The following is a 15,888-nucleotide window of genomic DNA, read 5'->3' on the forward strand; positions in this document are numbered from 1 at the left end:
GCTAGCCCACCTTGTCGGCGAGGTCGCCCGCCAGCCCGTCGAGCACCGACTTGGCGCCGCCCCCGCCGTAGATCTCCTGGAGGGCGGCGGCCCAGCTGGTGGTCGCGTCGAAGAACTGCGCCTGCGGGGTGAACTGGATCTTCGTCTGGTCGACGACGGTCTCGAAGGTCTCGATGAAGCCCGGCAGGTGCCGCATCTTGTCCTTGTAGGCGCTGTCGTCGGCGATCGACTTGCGGACCGGGTCGATGTGGTTGTGCGTGATCGCGCTCTTGCGCAGGTGCTCCTTGCCGGTCGCCCACTGCAGGAACAGCCAACTGGCGCTCTTCTTCTTGCTCTTGGCGTTCATGCCGAGCGACCAGATCCACATGTTGGTGGCGAGCGACCCGTCCGGTCCCTTCGGGCCGGGGTGGAAGGCGATCTTCCCGGAGGCCGGGCTCGCCCCCTCGACCGCCTGGAAGTAGGCGGCCGTGTCCGCGTCGAACAGCATCCCGGCCTTCTTCGCACCGAGGTCGCTGGAGCACTGGTACCAGGTGTACGACGTCCAGGACGGCGGCCCGCCCTGCTTGACCATGCCGGCCCAGTCCTCGGTGAACGCGACGGCCTCGGGGCTGTTCATGGCCGGTGTGAGCTTCCCGCCCTCGACCGTGAAGTCCTTGAGCCCGTTGCGGGCGTACATCGTCATGAAGCCGGGGTGGATGGTGGCCCAGCTCCGGGACCCGCGCACGGCGATCCCGTACATGCCGTCGAAGCCGGCGCCCGGCGCCTTCCGTTTGATCGTCCCGGCGATGTCGCGCAGCTCGTCGAAGGTCTCGGCGGGCTTGAGGCCGAGCTTCTTGAAGACGTCCGTGTTGTAGGCGACGACGTTGGTCTCCCAGCCCCACGGCAGCGCGTACTGCCCGCCCTGCCCGAGCGGCGCGCCCGCCTTCAGGGACCACTGGTCGGCCTGGAGGAGGTTCGGGAAGAAGTCGGCCTGGTCCCATTCGGCGCCGGTCGCCGAGGAGTTGCGCATCCAGGGACCGAGGTCCTCCAGCCAGCCGGGCGGCCCGTACTGCCAGACCATGTACGCGCCGAGCATGAAGACGTCGTACGAGGCCCGCCCGCTGGACAGGTCGACGGTGAGCTTGTCGAAGTAGTTGTCCTCGGGGAAGACGTCGTACTCGACCTTGATGCCGGTCTTCTCGGTGAAGGACTTCAGATCGGCGATGAGCGCGTCCGTGTACGGGTGCTTGTTCAGCAGCGCCTTGACGGTCGTGCCCTTCTCCCGCTTCCAGTCGAAGGACCCGGTGACGTCGTCCGCCGCCGAGCCGTCGCTCTTGTCGTCGTCACCGCCGAACCCGGCCCCGCAGGCCGCGAGCAGCGGCGTCGCTGCGGCCGCGGCGGTCAGGGCGAGGAAGCGGCGGCGGTCGTGCACGTGCATGTCCATCCGTGACCTCCACGTGGGGTTGGGCCATCCGGGTACAGGGGTTAACACGGCGAGTCGACTCGTTAACAGAGGGTGGAACGGCGGAAGTTGGGCGTCAATCCCTCGCGCAAGGGAAAATCTCAGGGCAGAGTGTGAAGTTCACGGATCGAGATGTGCTGGAGGTCCGGTATGGCACACGAACAGCCCCGTATGACGCACGATCAGGACGACGCATGGCTCGGGATCGATCTCGGCACCCAGAGCGTCCGGGTCCTGCTGGTCACCGGGGACGGCACCGTGCTCGGCAGCGGCTCGGCGCCCCTCGGCGGGCGCCGGGACGGGGTGCGGCACGAGCAGGATCCGGGGGAGTGGTGGGACGCGGTGTGTACGGCGTCCCGGGCCGCGCTCGGTTCCCTGCGAGGGGTGCGGATCGGCGGGCTCGCGGTGTGCGGGACGTCCGGGACCGTGCTGCTGACGGACGGGGCGGGGCGGCCGACGAGCCCCGCGCTGATGTACGACGACGGGCGGGCGACGGTTCAGGGAGCGCGGGCGCGGATGGCGGGGCTCGCGGTGCAGGACACCTGGGCGCTGCCGAAGGCGCTGTGGCTGACCGAGACGCACGGGCAGGGGCGGGTCACCCATCAGCCGGACCTGGTCGTCTCCCTCCTCACCGGCGAGCTGCCCCCGGCCGACTCCAGCCACGCCCTGAAGACCGGCTACGACCTGGAGCGTGACGCCTGGCCCGCCATGCTGACCCGGTTGGGTCTGCCCGACGCGGTGATCCCGGACGTCGTACGCCCCGGCACCCCCCTCGGCGAGGTCTCCCCGACCGCCGCCGACGCCACCGGCATCCCCGCCGGAACCCCCGTCATCGCGGGGATGACCGACGGCTGCGCGGCCCAGATCGCCTCCGCCGCCCTGCGCCCCGGCTCCTGGAACTCCGTGCTCGGCACCACGCTGGTCCTCAAGGGCGCGTCCCCGACCCTGGTCCGGGACCCGACCGGCGTGGTCTACAACCACCGCGCCCCGGACGGGAGCTGGCTGCCCGGCGGGGCCTCCAGCGTGGGCGCGGGCGTGCTCACGGCCGCGTTCTCGGGCGCCGACCCGGCGGCCATGGACACGCTGGCCGCCTCCTACGAGCCGTCCGGGGCGATCACGTACCCCCTCGTGTCACCCGGCGAGCGGTTCCCGTTCCTGGCCCCGAAGGCCGTCGCGCTCGTCCTGGGCGAACCCGACTCGGACGCCGACCTGTGGGCCGCGCTCCTCCAGGGCGTCGCCTTCACGGAACGCCTGTGCCTGGACTATCTGCACCACCTCGGCGCTCCCCTCGACGGCCCCCTCACCTTCACGGGCGGCGCCGCCCGCAGCCCGTACTGGAACCAGCTGCGCGCCGACATCCTGGGCCGTCCGGCCCGCGTACCGCAGCAGACGGAACCGGCCCTGGGAATGGCCGCGTTGGCGGCGTACGGAGCGGGCGCGGCACCCGGTCTGCCAGAGGCCGCGGAGGGCATGGTCCGCATCGACAGGACCGTCGAACCCCGCCCCGGCCGCACCGCCCGCTTCGCCGGGCCGTACGCGCGTCTGGTCGACGAACTGACCGCCCGAGGCTGGCTCCCGCCGCCGGTCGCGGCGCACGCGCTCGCGCGCCTGGACGCGGATACTTCGGCTTCATGAGCACGGGCAAGGGCGAGAGCAGAGGCGAGGGAACGGGCATGGACATGGACCGGGGCACGAGTACGACGCTGTTGCTGGCCCGGCACGGACAGACGGTCTGGCATGCCGAGAACCGCTACGCCGGGATCAGCGACGTGCCCCTCACCGACACCGGGCGCGCCCAGGCCGAGGCCCTCGGCCGCTGGGCCGCCGCCCACCCGGTCGACGCGATCTGGACCTCGCCCCTGTCCCGTGCCGTGGCCACCGCCGACCCCGCCTGCCGGGCCCTCGGCATCACCCCGCACCGCGAACCCGGCCTGCGCGAATGCGACTTCGGCGTCCTTGAGGGCCGTACGCTCGCGCAGTTCGCGGCCGAGGACCCGCAGGCGGCCGAGGCCTTCCGCACCGATCCGGTGGCCCACCCGTTCCCGGACGCCGAGAACCCCGTCGCCGCCGCCGAACGCGGAGCCGCCGCCCTGCGCCGCATCGCCGCCGCCCACTCCGGCGAACGCGTCCTCGTCGTCGCGCACAACACCCTGTTCCGGCTGGTGCTGTGCACGCTGCTGTCGATCCCGGCCGGGGAGTACCGCAGAGTGTTCCCGAGGCTGCGCAACGTGGCGATCAGCGAACTGCACATGAAAACCGACGGTTCCGCGGCACTTCTCTCCCTCAATGTGCCGTGCGAGCCGGACGTCTCGTAGGACCATGTGCCCATGACGGAGATCGACACCTCGGTACCGCACTCGGCCAGGATCTGGAACTACTGGCTGGGCGGCAAGGACAACTACCCCGTGGACGAGGCCGCCGGCGACGCCTACACCGCCGTGTACCCCGGCATCGTCACCATCGCCCGCAGCAGCCGCGCCTTCCTGGGCCGCAGCATCCGGTACCTGGTCACGGAGGCGGGCGTACGTCAGTTCCTCGACGTCGGCACCGGCCTGCCCACCGTCGACAACACCCACGAGGTCGCCCAGAGCCTCGCCCCCGAGTCGAAGATCGTCTACGTCGACAACGACCCGTTGGTGCTGGCCCACGCCCGCGCCCTGCTCACCTCGACGCCCGAGGGCGTGACGGCGTACGAGGACCTGAGCCTGTACGAGCCGGAGAAGATCCTGGAGGCGGCGTCCCGCACCCTCGACCTCTCCCGCCCCACGGCCCTGATCCTCAGCGGCATCCTCGGTCACGTCACCGACTACGAGCAGGCCCGCGGCATCGTCCGCGGCCTCCTGGCGGGCCTGCCCTCCGGCAGTTACCTCTCCCTCAACGAGGGCTCCCGGGGCACCGACCCGGACTACGAGCAGGCCCAGGACGCCTACAACGAGACCGGCGCCGTCCCGTACTTCCTGCGCCCGATCGACCAGATCACCGCGTACTTCGAGGGTCTGGACCTGGTGGAGCCCGGCCTCGTCTCCGTCCCGCTGTGGCACCCGGAGCCGGCCGCCGAGGAGCCGCGGCCGATCGGCCAGCACGGCGGACTGGGCCGCAAGCCCTGACGCACTCCGGCAGCACGGGAAAGCCCCCGCGAGTCAGGTCCTCGCGGGGGCTTCCTTCATTCCGCCCGCCGTTCGTGAAGGGTGAGAAGACGATCACGAGGCAGGACGCCTTGTTGCGACTGGTTCGCAATAACAAGCTAACAGCAAAAAGCCCCCGTGTGGATGACACGGGGGCTTCGATGCTGTCGGACTGCCGTCCCGGACGCGTCAGGCCTTGGCGCGCACCTTCTGCCACGTGTACCCGACGACCGCCAGGAACAGTGTCATCCCGCCCGTCGAGTACAACTGCACGCGGGTGTCCGGCTCCCGGGCCATGAGGACGAAGATGGCCGCCATCCCGGCCAGCGCGACCCAGGTCAGAACCGGGAACGCCCACATCCGCACGACCAGCTTCTCCGGCGCCTCGCGCTCCATGCGGCTGCGCAGCCGCAGCTGGGAGACGGCGATGAAGATCCAGACGACCAGGATGACCGCGCCGATCATGTTCAGCAGCCAGGGGAAGACGTCGTCCGGCCGCCAGTAGCTCAGCGCCACGCACACGAAGCCGAACACCGAGGACGCCAGGACGGCGATGCGCGGGACGCCGCCCGACGCCCGGCCCAGCATCTTCGGTCCCTGCCCGCGCTGGACGAGCGAGTACGCGATGCGCGAGGCGCCGTAGATGTTGGCGTTCATGGCGCTCAGCAGGGCGACCAGGACCACGACGTTCATCAGCTGGCCGCCGCCGGGGATGCCGAGGTGGTCGAGGGTGGCGACGTACGGGCCCTTCTCGACGACCTCCTTGGAGTCCCAGGGGACGAGGGTGACGACGACCGCCATGGAGCCGACGTAGAAGAGGGCGATGCGCCACATCGCCGTGCGGACCGCGCTCGCGACGCCGCTGACCGGGTTCTCCGACTCGGCCGCGGCGATGGTGACCGTCTCCAGGCCGCCGTAGGCGAAGACCGAGGCGAGTAGGCCGATGATCAGGCCTTCGGTGCCGTTCGGGAGGAATCCGCCCTCACCGGTGAGGTGCGCGGTGCCCGGCGCGTCCGTGCCCGGCAGGACGCCCGCGATCGCCAGCCCGCCCAGCACCAGGAACAGCGCGATCGCGCCGACCTTCAGGGCCGCGAACCAGAACTCGAACTCGCCGAAGTTCTTCACGGCGGCGAGGTTCGCACCGCAGAAGACGACCATGAAGAGGGCCACCCAGGCCCACTCCGGGGTGCCCGGCAGCCAGCCCGACACGATTTTCGCGGCGCCGATGCCCTCCAGGCCGACGGCCGTGCACATCAGCACCCAGAAGGCCCAGCCGACCGTGAAGCCGGCCCACGGGCCGATCGCCCGCTCGGCGTGCGCGGAGAAGGAGCCGGACGAGGGATACGCGGCCGACATCTCGCCGAGCATCCGCATCACCAGCATCACGAGGAGGCCGGAGAGGACGTACGCGATGACGATCGACGGACCGGCGGCGGCGATACCGGCGCCGGACCCGACGAACAGGCCCGCTCCGATGACACCGCCGAGGGCGATCATCGACAGGTGGCGCTGCTTGAGGCCGTGATTCAGTCCTGGGGAGACATCGTCCGCCTTCGGGGGCGTCTCCGTGGTGCTGTTGGGCATGGGCGCGGCTCGTCCAATGCAGAAGGTGGGCAAAAACGCCCACAGTCTGGGCGGCCTCTCCGCCGAAGAGGAGAGGCTGCCCACTATGCGGACACTTACCGCACCGACTGTGACAGGCCGACTACGCGGCGACCGGCGTGTAGTGCGACGCGTCCCCCTCGATCGAGTAGCTCTCCTTGCCCTCGATGCCGACCGGCACGTCACCGGCCACGGTCACCCGGTGCAGGCGGCGCGGCAGCCCGTCGTAGTTGTCGACGGCGTAGTGCTGGGTGATGCGGTTGTCGAAGACGACCAGCTGGTTCTCGGACCAGCGGTGGCGAAGGATGTTCTCCGGCCGGGTGACGTACGCCTGGAGCAGGTCGAGGATCCTGCGGGACTCGCCCGGCGAGAGGCCCACGAGGCGCTGCGCGAACCCGCCGATGAACAGGCCGCGCTCGCCCGACAGGGGATGGACGCGGACGACCGGGTGGACCGTGCGGTACTTGATCGACGTGAACTCGGCGCGATTGGCGGCCTGCTGCTCGTCGACCTCCTCGTCCGGCACGGCGTAGTCGTAGTCGTTGGTGTGCTCCGCCCACAGGGTGTCGGCCAGGTTCCGCAGCGGCTCGGGCAGCTGCCGGTAGGCGGCAGCCGAGCTGGCGATCAAAGTCTCGCCGCCGTACGGCGGGATCGTGATGCTGCGCAGGGTGGTGGCCTGCGGCGGGTTGAGGACGAAGGTGACGTCGGTGTGCCAGTGGTTGGCGGCACGGCCGCGCTCGCTGTCGACGGGCAGGACGTTCGGGGTGTCGGCGACGGAGGAGACCGTCGGGTGGGCGGTGGTGACGTCGCCGAAGGGGCGGACGAACGCCTGCTGGGTCTCGTCGTCGAGGTTCACGTCGTCGAAGACGAGCGCCTTGTGGGCGGTGAGGGCCTCACGCAGAGCGGCGACCGTTTCCTGGCCGAGGGGCTGGGAGATGTCCACGCCCAAGACGCGGGCGCCGATGTTGGCGGTGACCTTCTGGATCTCGATGGACATGTGCGGTCCTTTCAGACGAGGGCGGGGGTGCCGGTTGCGGGGGTGCTGACGTACTGGTTGGCGGGGCGCGGGAGGCCGTAGCGCTCGCGCAGGGTCCGGCGCGGGCCGTACTCCTTGCGGAGCAGACCGCGGGCGCGAAGGATCGGGACGACGTGGTCGACGAAGGCGTCGAGGCCGGAGGGCAGGACCGGCGGCATGATGTTGAAGCCGTCGGCGGCGCCCTGCGTGAACCAGGTCTCGATGGCGTCGGCGACCTGCTCCGGCGTACCGGCGAAGGTGAGATGGCCGCGTCCGCCGCCGAGCCGCCCGATCAGCTGCCGCACGGTGAGCCGCTCGCGCCGGGCCAGTTCCACCACGAGGGTGTAGCGGCTCTTGGCGCCCTCGATGGCGTCCTCGGGCGGCAGATCGGAGGGGAGTTCGGAGTCCAACTCCAGTGTGCCAGAGGGCAGTTGCAGCAGGCTCTCCAGGCGTCCCACCCCGTGCGTGTGCACGATGTGGTCCTCCAGGACCTGCTCGGCCGCCCGCGCCTCGGCCTCCGTCGAGCCGATCACCGGGACGATGCCGGGCAGCACCTTGATGTGCTCGGGGTCGCGGCCGGCCGCCGCCGTACGTGCCTTGAGGTCGGCGTAGAAGGCCCGCGCGTCCTCGATCGTCTGCTGCGCGGTGAACACCGCCTCCGCGTACCGGGCGGCGAAGCCCTTGCCGTCCTCGCTCGAACCGGCCTGCACGAGCAGCGGGTAACCCTGCGGCGTACGCGGCACATTGAGGGCGCCCTGGACGCTGAAGTACGTCCCTGCGTGCCGGGGCGGATGGATCTTGGCGTCGTCGCCCCACACGCCGGCCGCCTTGTCGGCGACGATCGCGTCGTCCTCCCAGCTGTCCCACAGCTTCAGGGCGACGTCCAGGAACTCGGCGGCGCGGGCGTACCGCTCGGCGTGCGCGGGCTCGGCGTCCAGCCCGAAGTTACGGGCGGCCTCCGCTCCCGCCGTGGTGACGATGTTCCAGCCCGCCCGGCCGCCGCTGATGATGTCGAGGGAGGCGAACTTGCGGGCCAGGTTGTAGGGGGAGTTGTAGGAGGTGGAGGCGGTGGCGATGAGCCCGATGTGCTCGGTGGCCGTCGCCAGCGCGGTGAGCAGCGTGAGCGGCTCCAGAGCGCCGGCGGGGCGCTGGGCGAGGTTGTTCCACAGCTGGGGGCCGTCGGCGAGGAAGAGCGAGTCGAAGGTGCCGCGTTCGGCGACGCGGGCCAGGTTGACGTAGTGGGCGAGGGACACGTGCGCGTAAGGGTCACTCTCGGGGAGCCGCCAGGAGGCTTCGTGGTGGCCGGTGTTCATGAGGAAGGCGTTGAGGTGGAGCTGTCTGGGCATGGAGGTCCCTTGATCTGGGCAGGGGAGGGATTTGCGAGCGCCGGTCCCGGCATTTCAGCCCGTCCGGGGGTGCCCCCTCCGGGGGAGTTTGAGGACGAGGCCCGTTCAGGGCCGAAGCGGGGGTCTGGGGGCGGCAGCCCCCAGCAGACGGTCAGGACAGCCGACGCTCACCCCACGTCCTCAGTCACGCCCAGCGCGGCCAGCAACCGCTCCCGGTACTCACCGAGCAACGGATCCCGGTACGACCGCGGATGCGGCCGGTCGATCGCGAGGTCGAGCCCGATACGCCCCCGCTCCAGCACGAGCACCCGGTCCGCGAGCACGATCGCCTCGTCCACGTCATGCGTGACCAGCAGCACCGAGGGCCGATGCCGCTCCCACAGCTCCCTGAGCAGGGCATGCATCCTGATGCGGGTCAACGCGTCCAGTGCCCCGAACGGCTCGTCGGCCAGCAGGAGTTCGGGCTCACGCACGAGTGAGCGGGCCAGTGCCGCGCGCTGCTGCTCGCCGCCGGACAGCTCGTTGGGCCAGGCGCCCTCGCGGCCTTTCAGCCCGACCTCGGCGAGGGCCTCGCGGCCCTTCTGCTCCGCCTCCCTGCCGTCGAGCCCGAGGAGGACGTTGGCGAGGACGCGACGCCAGGGCAGCAGCCGGGAGTCCTGGAAGACGACCGACACCCGGTCCGGGGCGGTGAGCTGTCCGCTGCCGGTGACCTCGTGGTCGAGACCGGCGACCGCTCGCAGCAGGGTGCTCTTGCCGGAGCCGCTGTGCCCCAGCAGGGCCACGAACTGGCCGGCGGGGATGTCCAGGTCGATGCCGTCGAGAACGACACGCTGGTCGAACGAGCGTGTCAGCGACCGGAGTTGGACGGCGGGGCGGGTCAGCTGCTCAGTGTGCGGCGCCACGACAGCACCCTCCGTTCGATGAGGCGGACCGTGCTGTCCGAGGCGAGGCCGAAGATGCCGTAGACGACCAGGCCGACGAGGATGACGTCCGACTGGCCGTAGTTCGTGGCCTGGAACATCAGGTAGCCGAGGCCGCTGGTGGCGTTGATCTGCTCCAGGACCACCAGGCCCAGCCAGGAGCCGGTCACGCCGAGCCGGAGTCCCACGAAGAACCCGGGCAGCGCACCGGGGATGACGATCTCCCGGATGAAGCGCAGTTTCGACAGGCCCTGCACCTCGGCGAGCTCGACGAACCGGTTGTCGATGCCGGACAGGGCGGCATGCGTGTTGAGGTAGATCGGGATGTAGACGACGATCGCGATGATGGCGATCTTGAAGGTCTCGCCGATGCCCAGCCAGAGGATGAACAGCGGGATCAGACCGAGGGTCGGGATGGCCCGGTTGAGGTTGACCGTGCCGTCGATCAGCGCCTCCCCGGTGCGGGTGAGCCCGGCGGCCAGGGCCAGCACGACGCCGGCGGTCAGACCGATCGCGAAGCCGGACGCGGCCCGCTGCAACGAGGTGAGGATGTCGGTGATCAGCGTCCCGTCGGTCCACAGCTGGGCGCCGGTCTCCACCACCGTCCAGGGCGCGGGAATCGCGGCGGGGTCGAGCGCCTCGGCGGCGGATGCGGCGGCCCACAGGACGAGCACCAGCAGGGGTCCGGCGAGCCGGGCGGCGGGAAGGCGTTTGCCGGGGGCGAGCCCGCGGTGGCGCTTGCGGGGCCGTTCGTCGGCGACGACGACGGCGGTGGCCTTGTGCAGGGTGGTCGTGGTCATGGCGGTCACTTCCGGTACTCGGCCGGTACGGACTTCGCGGCGATGCCCTCGAAGCGATGGTCGAAGAGCTCGCTGACGTCGAACTTCTTCACGAACCCGCCCTCCGCGAGCAGATCCGCGGTCTCCTGCTCCCACGTGATGGCCTCGTCCCAGCTCGGCGGGAACAGCGGCTTGTTGGCGAGCTCGGTGATCGCCTCGGCCTGAGGCAGGGTCAGGTTCTGCGTCTTGACGTAGAACTCGCGGTTCCAGACGTCGGGGTGCTCGTACGTCCACACCTGGCCCTTGGCCCAGTACGGGATGTACGCGGCGATCGCGGCGGCCTTCGCGGAGTCGTTCAGCACCGAGACCGGCGCCCACAGCAGGCTGAGCAGGTCCACGACGTCGGTCGTGACGATGCGGGCGCCCTTGCCCTCGTACTGCTTCAGATAGGCGGGCGCCTGACTGTTGGCGAGCGGGGCGATGTCGACCTGCCCGGACTGCAGGGCCGTGAGGAACTGGTTGCTGGTCAGCGGGACCAGCTCCACGTCGTCGTACTTCAGCCCCGCCTTCTTCAGGGCACGCAACAGGACGACGCCCTGCGCCTGGCCCTGCGAGAAGGCGAGCCGCCTGCGCTTGAAGTCGTCGACCGACCGGATGTCGCTGCCGGGCTTGGTGGCGAAGAGGTAGTTGGGCTTGCGGGTGATGTTGATCGCCACGATCTTCGCGTCGAAGCCCTGGTAGTACGCCTGGATCGGCGGAATGCCCGCGTTGTTGGCGAGGTCCAGGGATTTGGCCCGGAAGGCGTTGATGACATCGGGCCCGGCACCGATGTTCAGCCAGTTGCTGACCGTGAAGGGCGGATCGCCCAGCTTGGCCAGTCTGAACTGAAGTTGCTGGGTGTTCTGGTACGAGGCGATCTTCAGGCTCGTGCCGGCGGGCACGTTCTTGGCCAGCGGGGCGGTCGAGGCGCCCTCGTCCGCGGCGGCCGCGCTGCCGTCGGCGCAGCCGCTGAGTCCGGCGACGCCGGCCGCGGCGCCGAGCAGGGAGGTGAGGAAGAACCGTCGGTCGACACCCGGCACAGGAGAAGAAGACATGGGAGGACTCCGTGAGTGAGAAAAGGTCAAGAAAGCATGCGGAATTCCGGGCAGGAGAAGCCGGAGAAAGGGAATTCACACAGGAAGAAATGAGCGCTTCACACGCGGCAACGTGTCAGCAACAGTGGGTGCGACAGCTCACGAACGGGCTCATGAGCAGGATGTTCCTGGTCATCGGCGGTCCCTGTCAATATTCCGAGTTTCTGAATTAAATAGCCTCAGGTGACGCGCTCGAAGGACGCGCCCAGCGGATCCCGGTACAGCACGTCCAGCGCCACCGAGCCACCGGCCGTGGCAAGCACCGAATCCGCGAAACTGGACGGCACGACGGCCGCCGCCCGCTCGGTCCCCACCGCTGCGCGCAGCGAGCCCAGGCAGTCCTCCCGGCTCAGAATGCCGATCTCGGTGACGACGACCGTCTCCGGGTTGAGCACGTCGAGCAGCAGCCCCACCGCCCGGCCCGTCATCCGCGCCCGGTCGGTCAACAGCCCTACCGCCACCGGGTCCCCGCCCGCCGCCGCGCGCACGACATGCGTCGGGTTCGCCCCGTCGATGACGCCGGCGGCCCGCGCCCGTCGGCACAACGTCTGCTCGCTCAGCTCGGCCTGGAGGCAGCCGACCCGCCCGCAGTCACAGGTCTCCGTACCGCCGGGCACCGGCAGATGGGCGATGGCGCCGGCCTGCGAGCGGGGGCCGTGGTGCACCTCGTCGTTGGTGGCGAACGCCGCGTCGACCACATTGCCGACGAACAGATGCAGCACGCTCCGGCTGCCGCGCGCCCGCCCGAAGAGGCGCTCCGCGTTCACCAACGCCCGCGCGTGCCCGTCCACATGGACCGGCAGCCCGGTGTGTGCGCCGAGCACCTCCCGCACCGGCACCTCGCGCCAGCCCAGCATCGGATGCTCGACGACGGTCCCGGAGTCCCGGTCCACCCAGCCGCCCGCGGCGAAGCCGACACCGAGCGGCCGGCTGCCCGGCGCCGCGTCCAGCAGCGCGGCGAGCCCGTCGGCGGCGCGGGCCAGGACGCCGTACGGATCCGGGGCACCCGAGTGCTTCAACTCCCGTTCGGCGACGACCCGTCCACGCAGATCGAGCAGCGCCACCGTGGTGTACGGCACCGCCACGTGCACCCCGCCCACCACGAACCGCGAGTTGTCCATGTCGAGGGGTACGTGTGGCCGGCCGACGCCGTTGGACCGCCGGGGTGCGGTGGCCTCCCGGACGAACCCGAGCTCGGCGAGACGGGCGCAGTGGTCGGTCACCGACGCCGGTGACAGGCCGGTCAGCCGGGCGATGGTGCTGCGTGCCACCGGCCCGTGCTCAAGGACGGACCGCAGGATGACGCTGGCGCTGGTCCGGCGCCGGTCGCGGTCGGAGACACGGGGGATCGGAGACGATTTCGAGGCCGAGGCCGACGATGAGGTCGACGTCGAGGCCGAAGCCGAAAGGGTGGGTGCCGCGATACGGGGCATGGGGAACTTCCTCGGGAGCCGGTCCGACACTGCGCCGTCTGATGCGGGCGAGTCGAACCGACGGGCCGACTCACCCCGGACGGCGACAGGCGGCCGCGCCCACGCGTCGCAGGTCGACGTGGCGACGCGACGAGAAGTTCCGGGACTGGGCGACCATGCGCTCGAAGCTAGCAAAACGGGCCACCGCTGCCCAGACGGCGACCGACGGGCGAGACGGCAGACCGGCCTGTGAGCTGGACGTCCCCGCCTCAGTGACCGGCGTCACCTCGTACCCGGTGTAACCCCCATCCTTTGTCCGGAGCCCACCAACCCCGTGATCCGCCCTTTGTCGACCACTGACGGTGATGGGCATGCACACGCTGGGATAGCGTCACAGCGTCCCGTACTGCCCTCACCTCGCGGAGTCCCCATGAGCACCGCTGCCGCCGCCCCCGCCCGCACCGGACAGGTCCTCGCCGACCTGCTCCCGGCCTCCCGCGTCCGCGACATCGCGCTCGTCGTCGGCGGTGCCGCGCTCACCGGCCTCGCGGCCCAGATAGCCGTGCCCGTGCCGGGCTCCCCGGTGCCGGTGACCGGCCAGACCCTCGCGGTGCTGCTGGTCGGCACGGCCCTCGGCGCCGGCCGCGGCTTCCTCTCCCTCGCGCTGTACGCGCTGGCGGGCATCGCGGGCGTGCCGTGGTTCGCGGACGGCACCTCCGGCGCCGCGGCCCCGTCCTTCGGCTACATCCTCGGCATGATCCTCGCGTCCACCGTCGTCGGCGCCCTGGCCCGCCGCGGCGCCGACCGCACCGCCCTGCGCACCGCGGGTGCCATGCTGCTGGGCGAGGCGATCATCTACGCCGTCGGCGTCCCCTACCTGGCCCTCGCCACCGGCATGTCGGCGACCGCCGCGATCGCGGCCGGCCTCACCCCGTTCCTGATCGGCGACGCCCTCAAGGCGGCCCTCGCGATGGGCGCGCTGCCCACCGCCTGGAAGTTCGCCAACCGCTGACGCCGTAGTTCCAGCGGAAGAGGCTCGCCGGGTCGTGCAGCACCCGGCGAGCCTCTTCGTGTTCTGCGTCGGACGGGCCATTCCTGTGCCGGACAGGGCATTCCTGCGTCGGACGGGGCTTGCTTCTGTGCCGGACGGAGCCCGTTTCTGTGCCGGACGGGCCCCGTCACCTCTCAGCCCTCGCGCCTCAGCTCTCCCGTCTCAGCCCTCCCGTCTCAGCCCTCCTGCGACCGCCGAGGCCGCCGCAGTTGAGACCACCACAGCCCGGCCGCACCGGCCGCGATCAGCGTCGCGCCGGCCGCGCCCAGCGGCAGGACGTCCCGGCCGAGGCCGGTCTTGGGCAGCTCGTCGGCGCCCGGAGCGACCGGCTTGTTGTCGGTGCCGAGCAGCAGCGGGGTGGCCGGAGCATCCGGTGACGGGTTCGTCGTACCGAACGGCACCGGGCCCTGCTGCCAGTACGTCTTCTTGCCGTCACCGGTCTGGACGGGGAGGCAGATCTTGCCCTCCTTGCCGAGGTCGTACGTCGCGTCCACCGCATACGACTTCGAGTCACCGGCGGGGAGATTGTCGACGGGGCAGGCGAAACCGCTGTTCGAGCCCTCCGGAAGACTGTTTTTCTCGATCGCCGAGCAGCCCTCGACATTCTTGACCGTCAGGCCGTCGAACCCGACGACCAAAAGCTGGATCTTTCCGCTGTCCTTGGTCCCTTCGTTCTTGACGGTGGCAGTGATCTCGGTTTCCTGCGAACTGTTGTTCACCGAGATTTTCTCGGGCAGTTCGGTGGTGAGCTTCACGCCCGCCGGCGCCTCGTCGATGACCTTTCCCCCCTTGCTGCTCCCGGGTCCCTGGTCGTCCGCACTGGCAGTGAAGGAAAGGATCATCACTGCCGAGAAAGATGTCGCGACCAGCGATCCCGCGATGGCCGTCGTGCGACGAGAACTCATGTTCGTCCCCCTTGCCTGCGCCTGAATTCGCAGTACTTGAAGAGGTACCACAAGATTTCTCCGCACTATGCTGGTACAGCCTGAAGTGTGACCATTGTGTTTCAATGGCGAATGTCTGGTGCGGCATCGAGGGGGGTGCAGTGGATTGCCGGGGAATATGGGAAATACGAGGAGCGGTGGGGTTCCAGGTTTACTGGTGACGGGGCGCTATCGACTGGTCGAGAGTATTGGCCAGGGGGGAATGGGGCGCGTGTGGCGAGCGGTCGACGAAATTCTTGATCGTCTGGTCGCCGTCAAGGAAATGCGCATCGACGGCCTCGACCCGGAGGACACCCGCACACGCCGTGAACGCACCCTGCGTGAGGCGAGGGCGACGGCGAGGATCGACCACCCCAATGTCGTACGGGTCTACGACGTGGTCGACGAGGGCGAACGCCTGTGGATCGTCATGGAGTTGGTGGCCGGCCGCTCCCTGGAACGCATCATGGCGGAGGAGGGACCGCTGGGCCCGTGCGAGACGGCCCGGATCGGCATCGGCCTGCTCGCGGCTCTGCGCCAGGTCCACGACCGGGGGGTGCTCCACCGTGACATCAAGCCGGGCAACGTCCTGGTGGAGACGGAGGTGGCACGCGGGCGGGGCCGGGTCGTCCTGACGGACTTCGGCATCGCGGCGATCCAGGACGCGAAGGCGCTCACCATGGTCGGCATGCTGGTCGGCTCACCCGACTACATGGCCCCCGAGCGCATCTCCGGGCGCCCCCAGGGCCCACCGTCGGACATCTGGTCCCTGGGCGCCACCCTGTGCGCGGCCCTCGCCGGCCGCTCCCCCTTCTCCCGCGACACGACCCTCGCGACCCTGCACGCGGTCCTGTACGAGGAGCCCGAACTTCCGCCCACGACAGGCCCCTTGCGCAACATCCTCGCCGCGCTCCTGGACAAGGACCCCACCCTCCGCCCCGGCCTGGACCCCCTGGAAACGGCCCTCCAGCCGGTGGCCTTCCCGGCACCCACCCCGACAATGCCGGTGACACCACCGGCGCCGGCCATGGGCGCGCCGTGGGGTGGCGAGCCAGAGACCATGGCGGGGCCTGGGGGGCCGGTCGCTGGGCCCGGTGAGTTGGACGCGGGGGCTGCTGCGGGCCCCGGGCGGCCGCGCGCT

The 15,888-nt window shown here is 70.4% G+C and carries 13 protein-coding genes and 1 pseudogene; 5 read left to right on the forward strand and 9 right to left on the reverse strand.

The window, feature by feature from the left end; genetic code table 11:
- Position 1: 1 nt before the first annotated feature.
- Complete coding sequence (locus OG331_RS32515) at positions 2-1,423, reverse strand: ABC transporter substrate-binding protein (protein ID WP_383246424.1); 1,422 nt, start codon at positions 1,421-1,423, stop codon at positions 2-4.
- 168 nt (positions 1,424-1,591) lie between these two features.
- On the opposite strand from OG331_RS32515, the gene OG331_RS32520 reads away from it, so the two are divergent.
- Genes OG331_RS32520 through OG331_RS32530 form a run of 3 tightly spaced genes read left to right on the forward strand, consistent with a single transcriptional unit; the run spans position 1,592 to position 4,548 of the window.
- Positions 1,592-3,076: an FGGY-family carbohydrate kinase gene (locus tag OG331_RS32520; protein ID WP_406202778.1), complete on the forward strand. Its 1,485-nt coding sequence runs from the start codon at positions 1,592-1,594 to the stop codon at positions 3,074-3,076.
- A gap of 44 nt (positions 3,077-3,120) precedes the next feature.
- Complete coding sequence (locus tag OG331_RS32525) at positions 3,121-3,756, forward strand: histidine phosphatase family protein (RefSeq protein ID WP_406210425.1); 636 nt, start codon at positions 3,121-3,123, stop codon at positions 3,754-3,756.
- Positions 3,757-3,768: 12 nt separating this feature from the next.
- Positions 3,769-4,548, forward strand: a complete 780-nt coding sequence (locus OG331_RS32530; protein ID WP_406202780.1) for an SAM-dependent methyltransferase — start codon at positions 3,769-3,771, stop codon at positions 4,546-4,548.
- Positions 4,549-4,755: 207 nt separating this feature from the next.
- Here OG331_RS32530 and OG331_RS32535 read toward each other — a convergent pair whose 3' ends face one another.
- From OG331_RS32535 to OG331_RS32565, 7 genes are all read right to left on the reverse strand, one after another.
- A complete protein-coding gene (locus OG331_RS32535) occupies positions 4,756-6,150 on the reverse strand; it encodes an amino acid permease (protein ID WP_406202782.1) in 1,395 nt (464 codons plus the stop codon).
- Between the two features lie 121 nt (positions 6,151-6,271).
- Positions 6,272-7,165: a TauD/TfdA dioxygenase family protein gene (locus OG331_RS32540; RefSeq protein WP_406202784.1), complete on the reverse strand. Its 894-nt coding sequence runs from the start codon at positions 7,163-7,165 to the stop codon at positions 6,272-6,274.
- An 11-nt stretch (positions 7,166-7,176) separates the two neighbouring features.
- Positions 7,177-8,529, reverse strand: a complete 1,353-nt coding sequence (locus OG331_RS32545; protein WP_406202786.1) for an LLM class flavin-dependent oxidoreductase — start codon at positions 8,527-8,529, stop codon at positions 7,177-7,179.
- 167 nt (positions 8,530-8,696) lie between these two features.
- Complete coding sequence (locus OG331_RS32550) at positions 8,697-9,431, reverse strand: ABC transporter ATP-binding protein (protein WP_406202788.1); 735 nt, start codon at positions 9,429-9,431, stop codon at positions 8,697-8,699.
- Complete coding sequence (locus tag OG331_RS32555) at positions 9,407-10,249, reverse strand: ABC transporter permease (RefSeq protein ID WP_406202790.1); 843 nt, start codon at positions 10,247-10,249, stop codon at positions 9,407-9,409. The genes OG331_RS32550 and OG331_RS32555 overlap by 25 nt, the downstream gene beginning before the upstream one ends.
- A gap of 5 nt (positions 10,250-10,254) precedes the next feature.
- Complete coding sequence (locus OG331_RS32560) at positions 10,255-11,322, reverse strand: ABC transporter substrate-binding protein (RefSeq protein ID WP_406202792.1); 1,068 nt, start codon at positions 11,320-11,322, stop codon at positions 10,255-10,257.
- Between the two features lie 218 nt (positions 11,323-11,540).
- A complete protein-coding gene (locus OG331_RS32565; protein WP_406202794.1) occupies positions 11,541-12,794 on the reverse strand; it encodes an ROK family protein in 1,254 nt (417 codons plus the stop codon).
- A 409-nt stretch (positions 12,795-13,203) separates the two neighbouring features.
- Here OG331_RS32565 and OG331_RS32570 point away from each other — a divergent pair, with 409 nt between their 5' ends.
- Entirely contained in the window at positions 13,204-13,785 is a 582-nt protein-coding gene (locus tag OG331_RS32570; protein ID WP_328881638.1) for a biotin transporter BioY, read from the forward strand.
- A 215-nt stretch (positions 13,786-14,000) separates the two neighbouring features.
- On the opposite strand, the gene OG331_RS32575 is transcribed toward OG331_RS32570, so the two are convergent.
- Positions 14,001-14,729 (reverse strand): hypothetical protein, encoded by a 729-nt coding sequence (locus OG331_RS32575; protein WP_406202796.1) that lies wholly within the window; start codon positions 14,727-14,729, stop codon positions 14,001-14,003.
- A 241-nt stretch (positions 14,730-14,970) separates the two neighbouring features.
- Between OG331_RS32575 and OG331_RS32580 the strand changes: the two are divergent.
- A pseudogene (locus tag OG331_RS32580) lies at positions 14,971-15,882 on the forward strand (serine/threonine-protein kinase); the annotation flags it as partial.
- Between the last annotated feature and the right edge of the window lie 6 nt (positions 15,883-15,888).

The organism is Streptomyces sp. NBC_01017, from assembly GCF_045162795.1.
Lineage (GTDB): Bacteria > Actinomycetota > Actinomycetes > Streptomycetales > Streptomycetaceae > Streptomyces > Streptomyces machairae.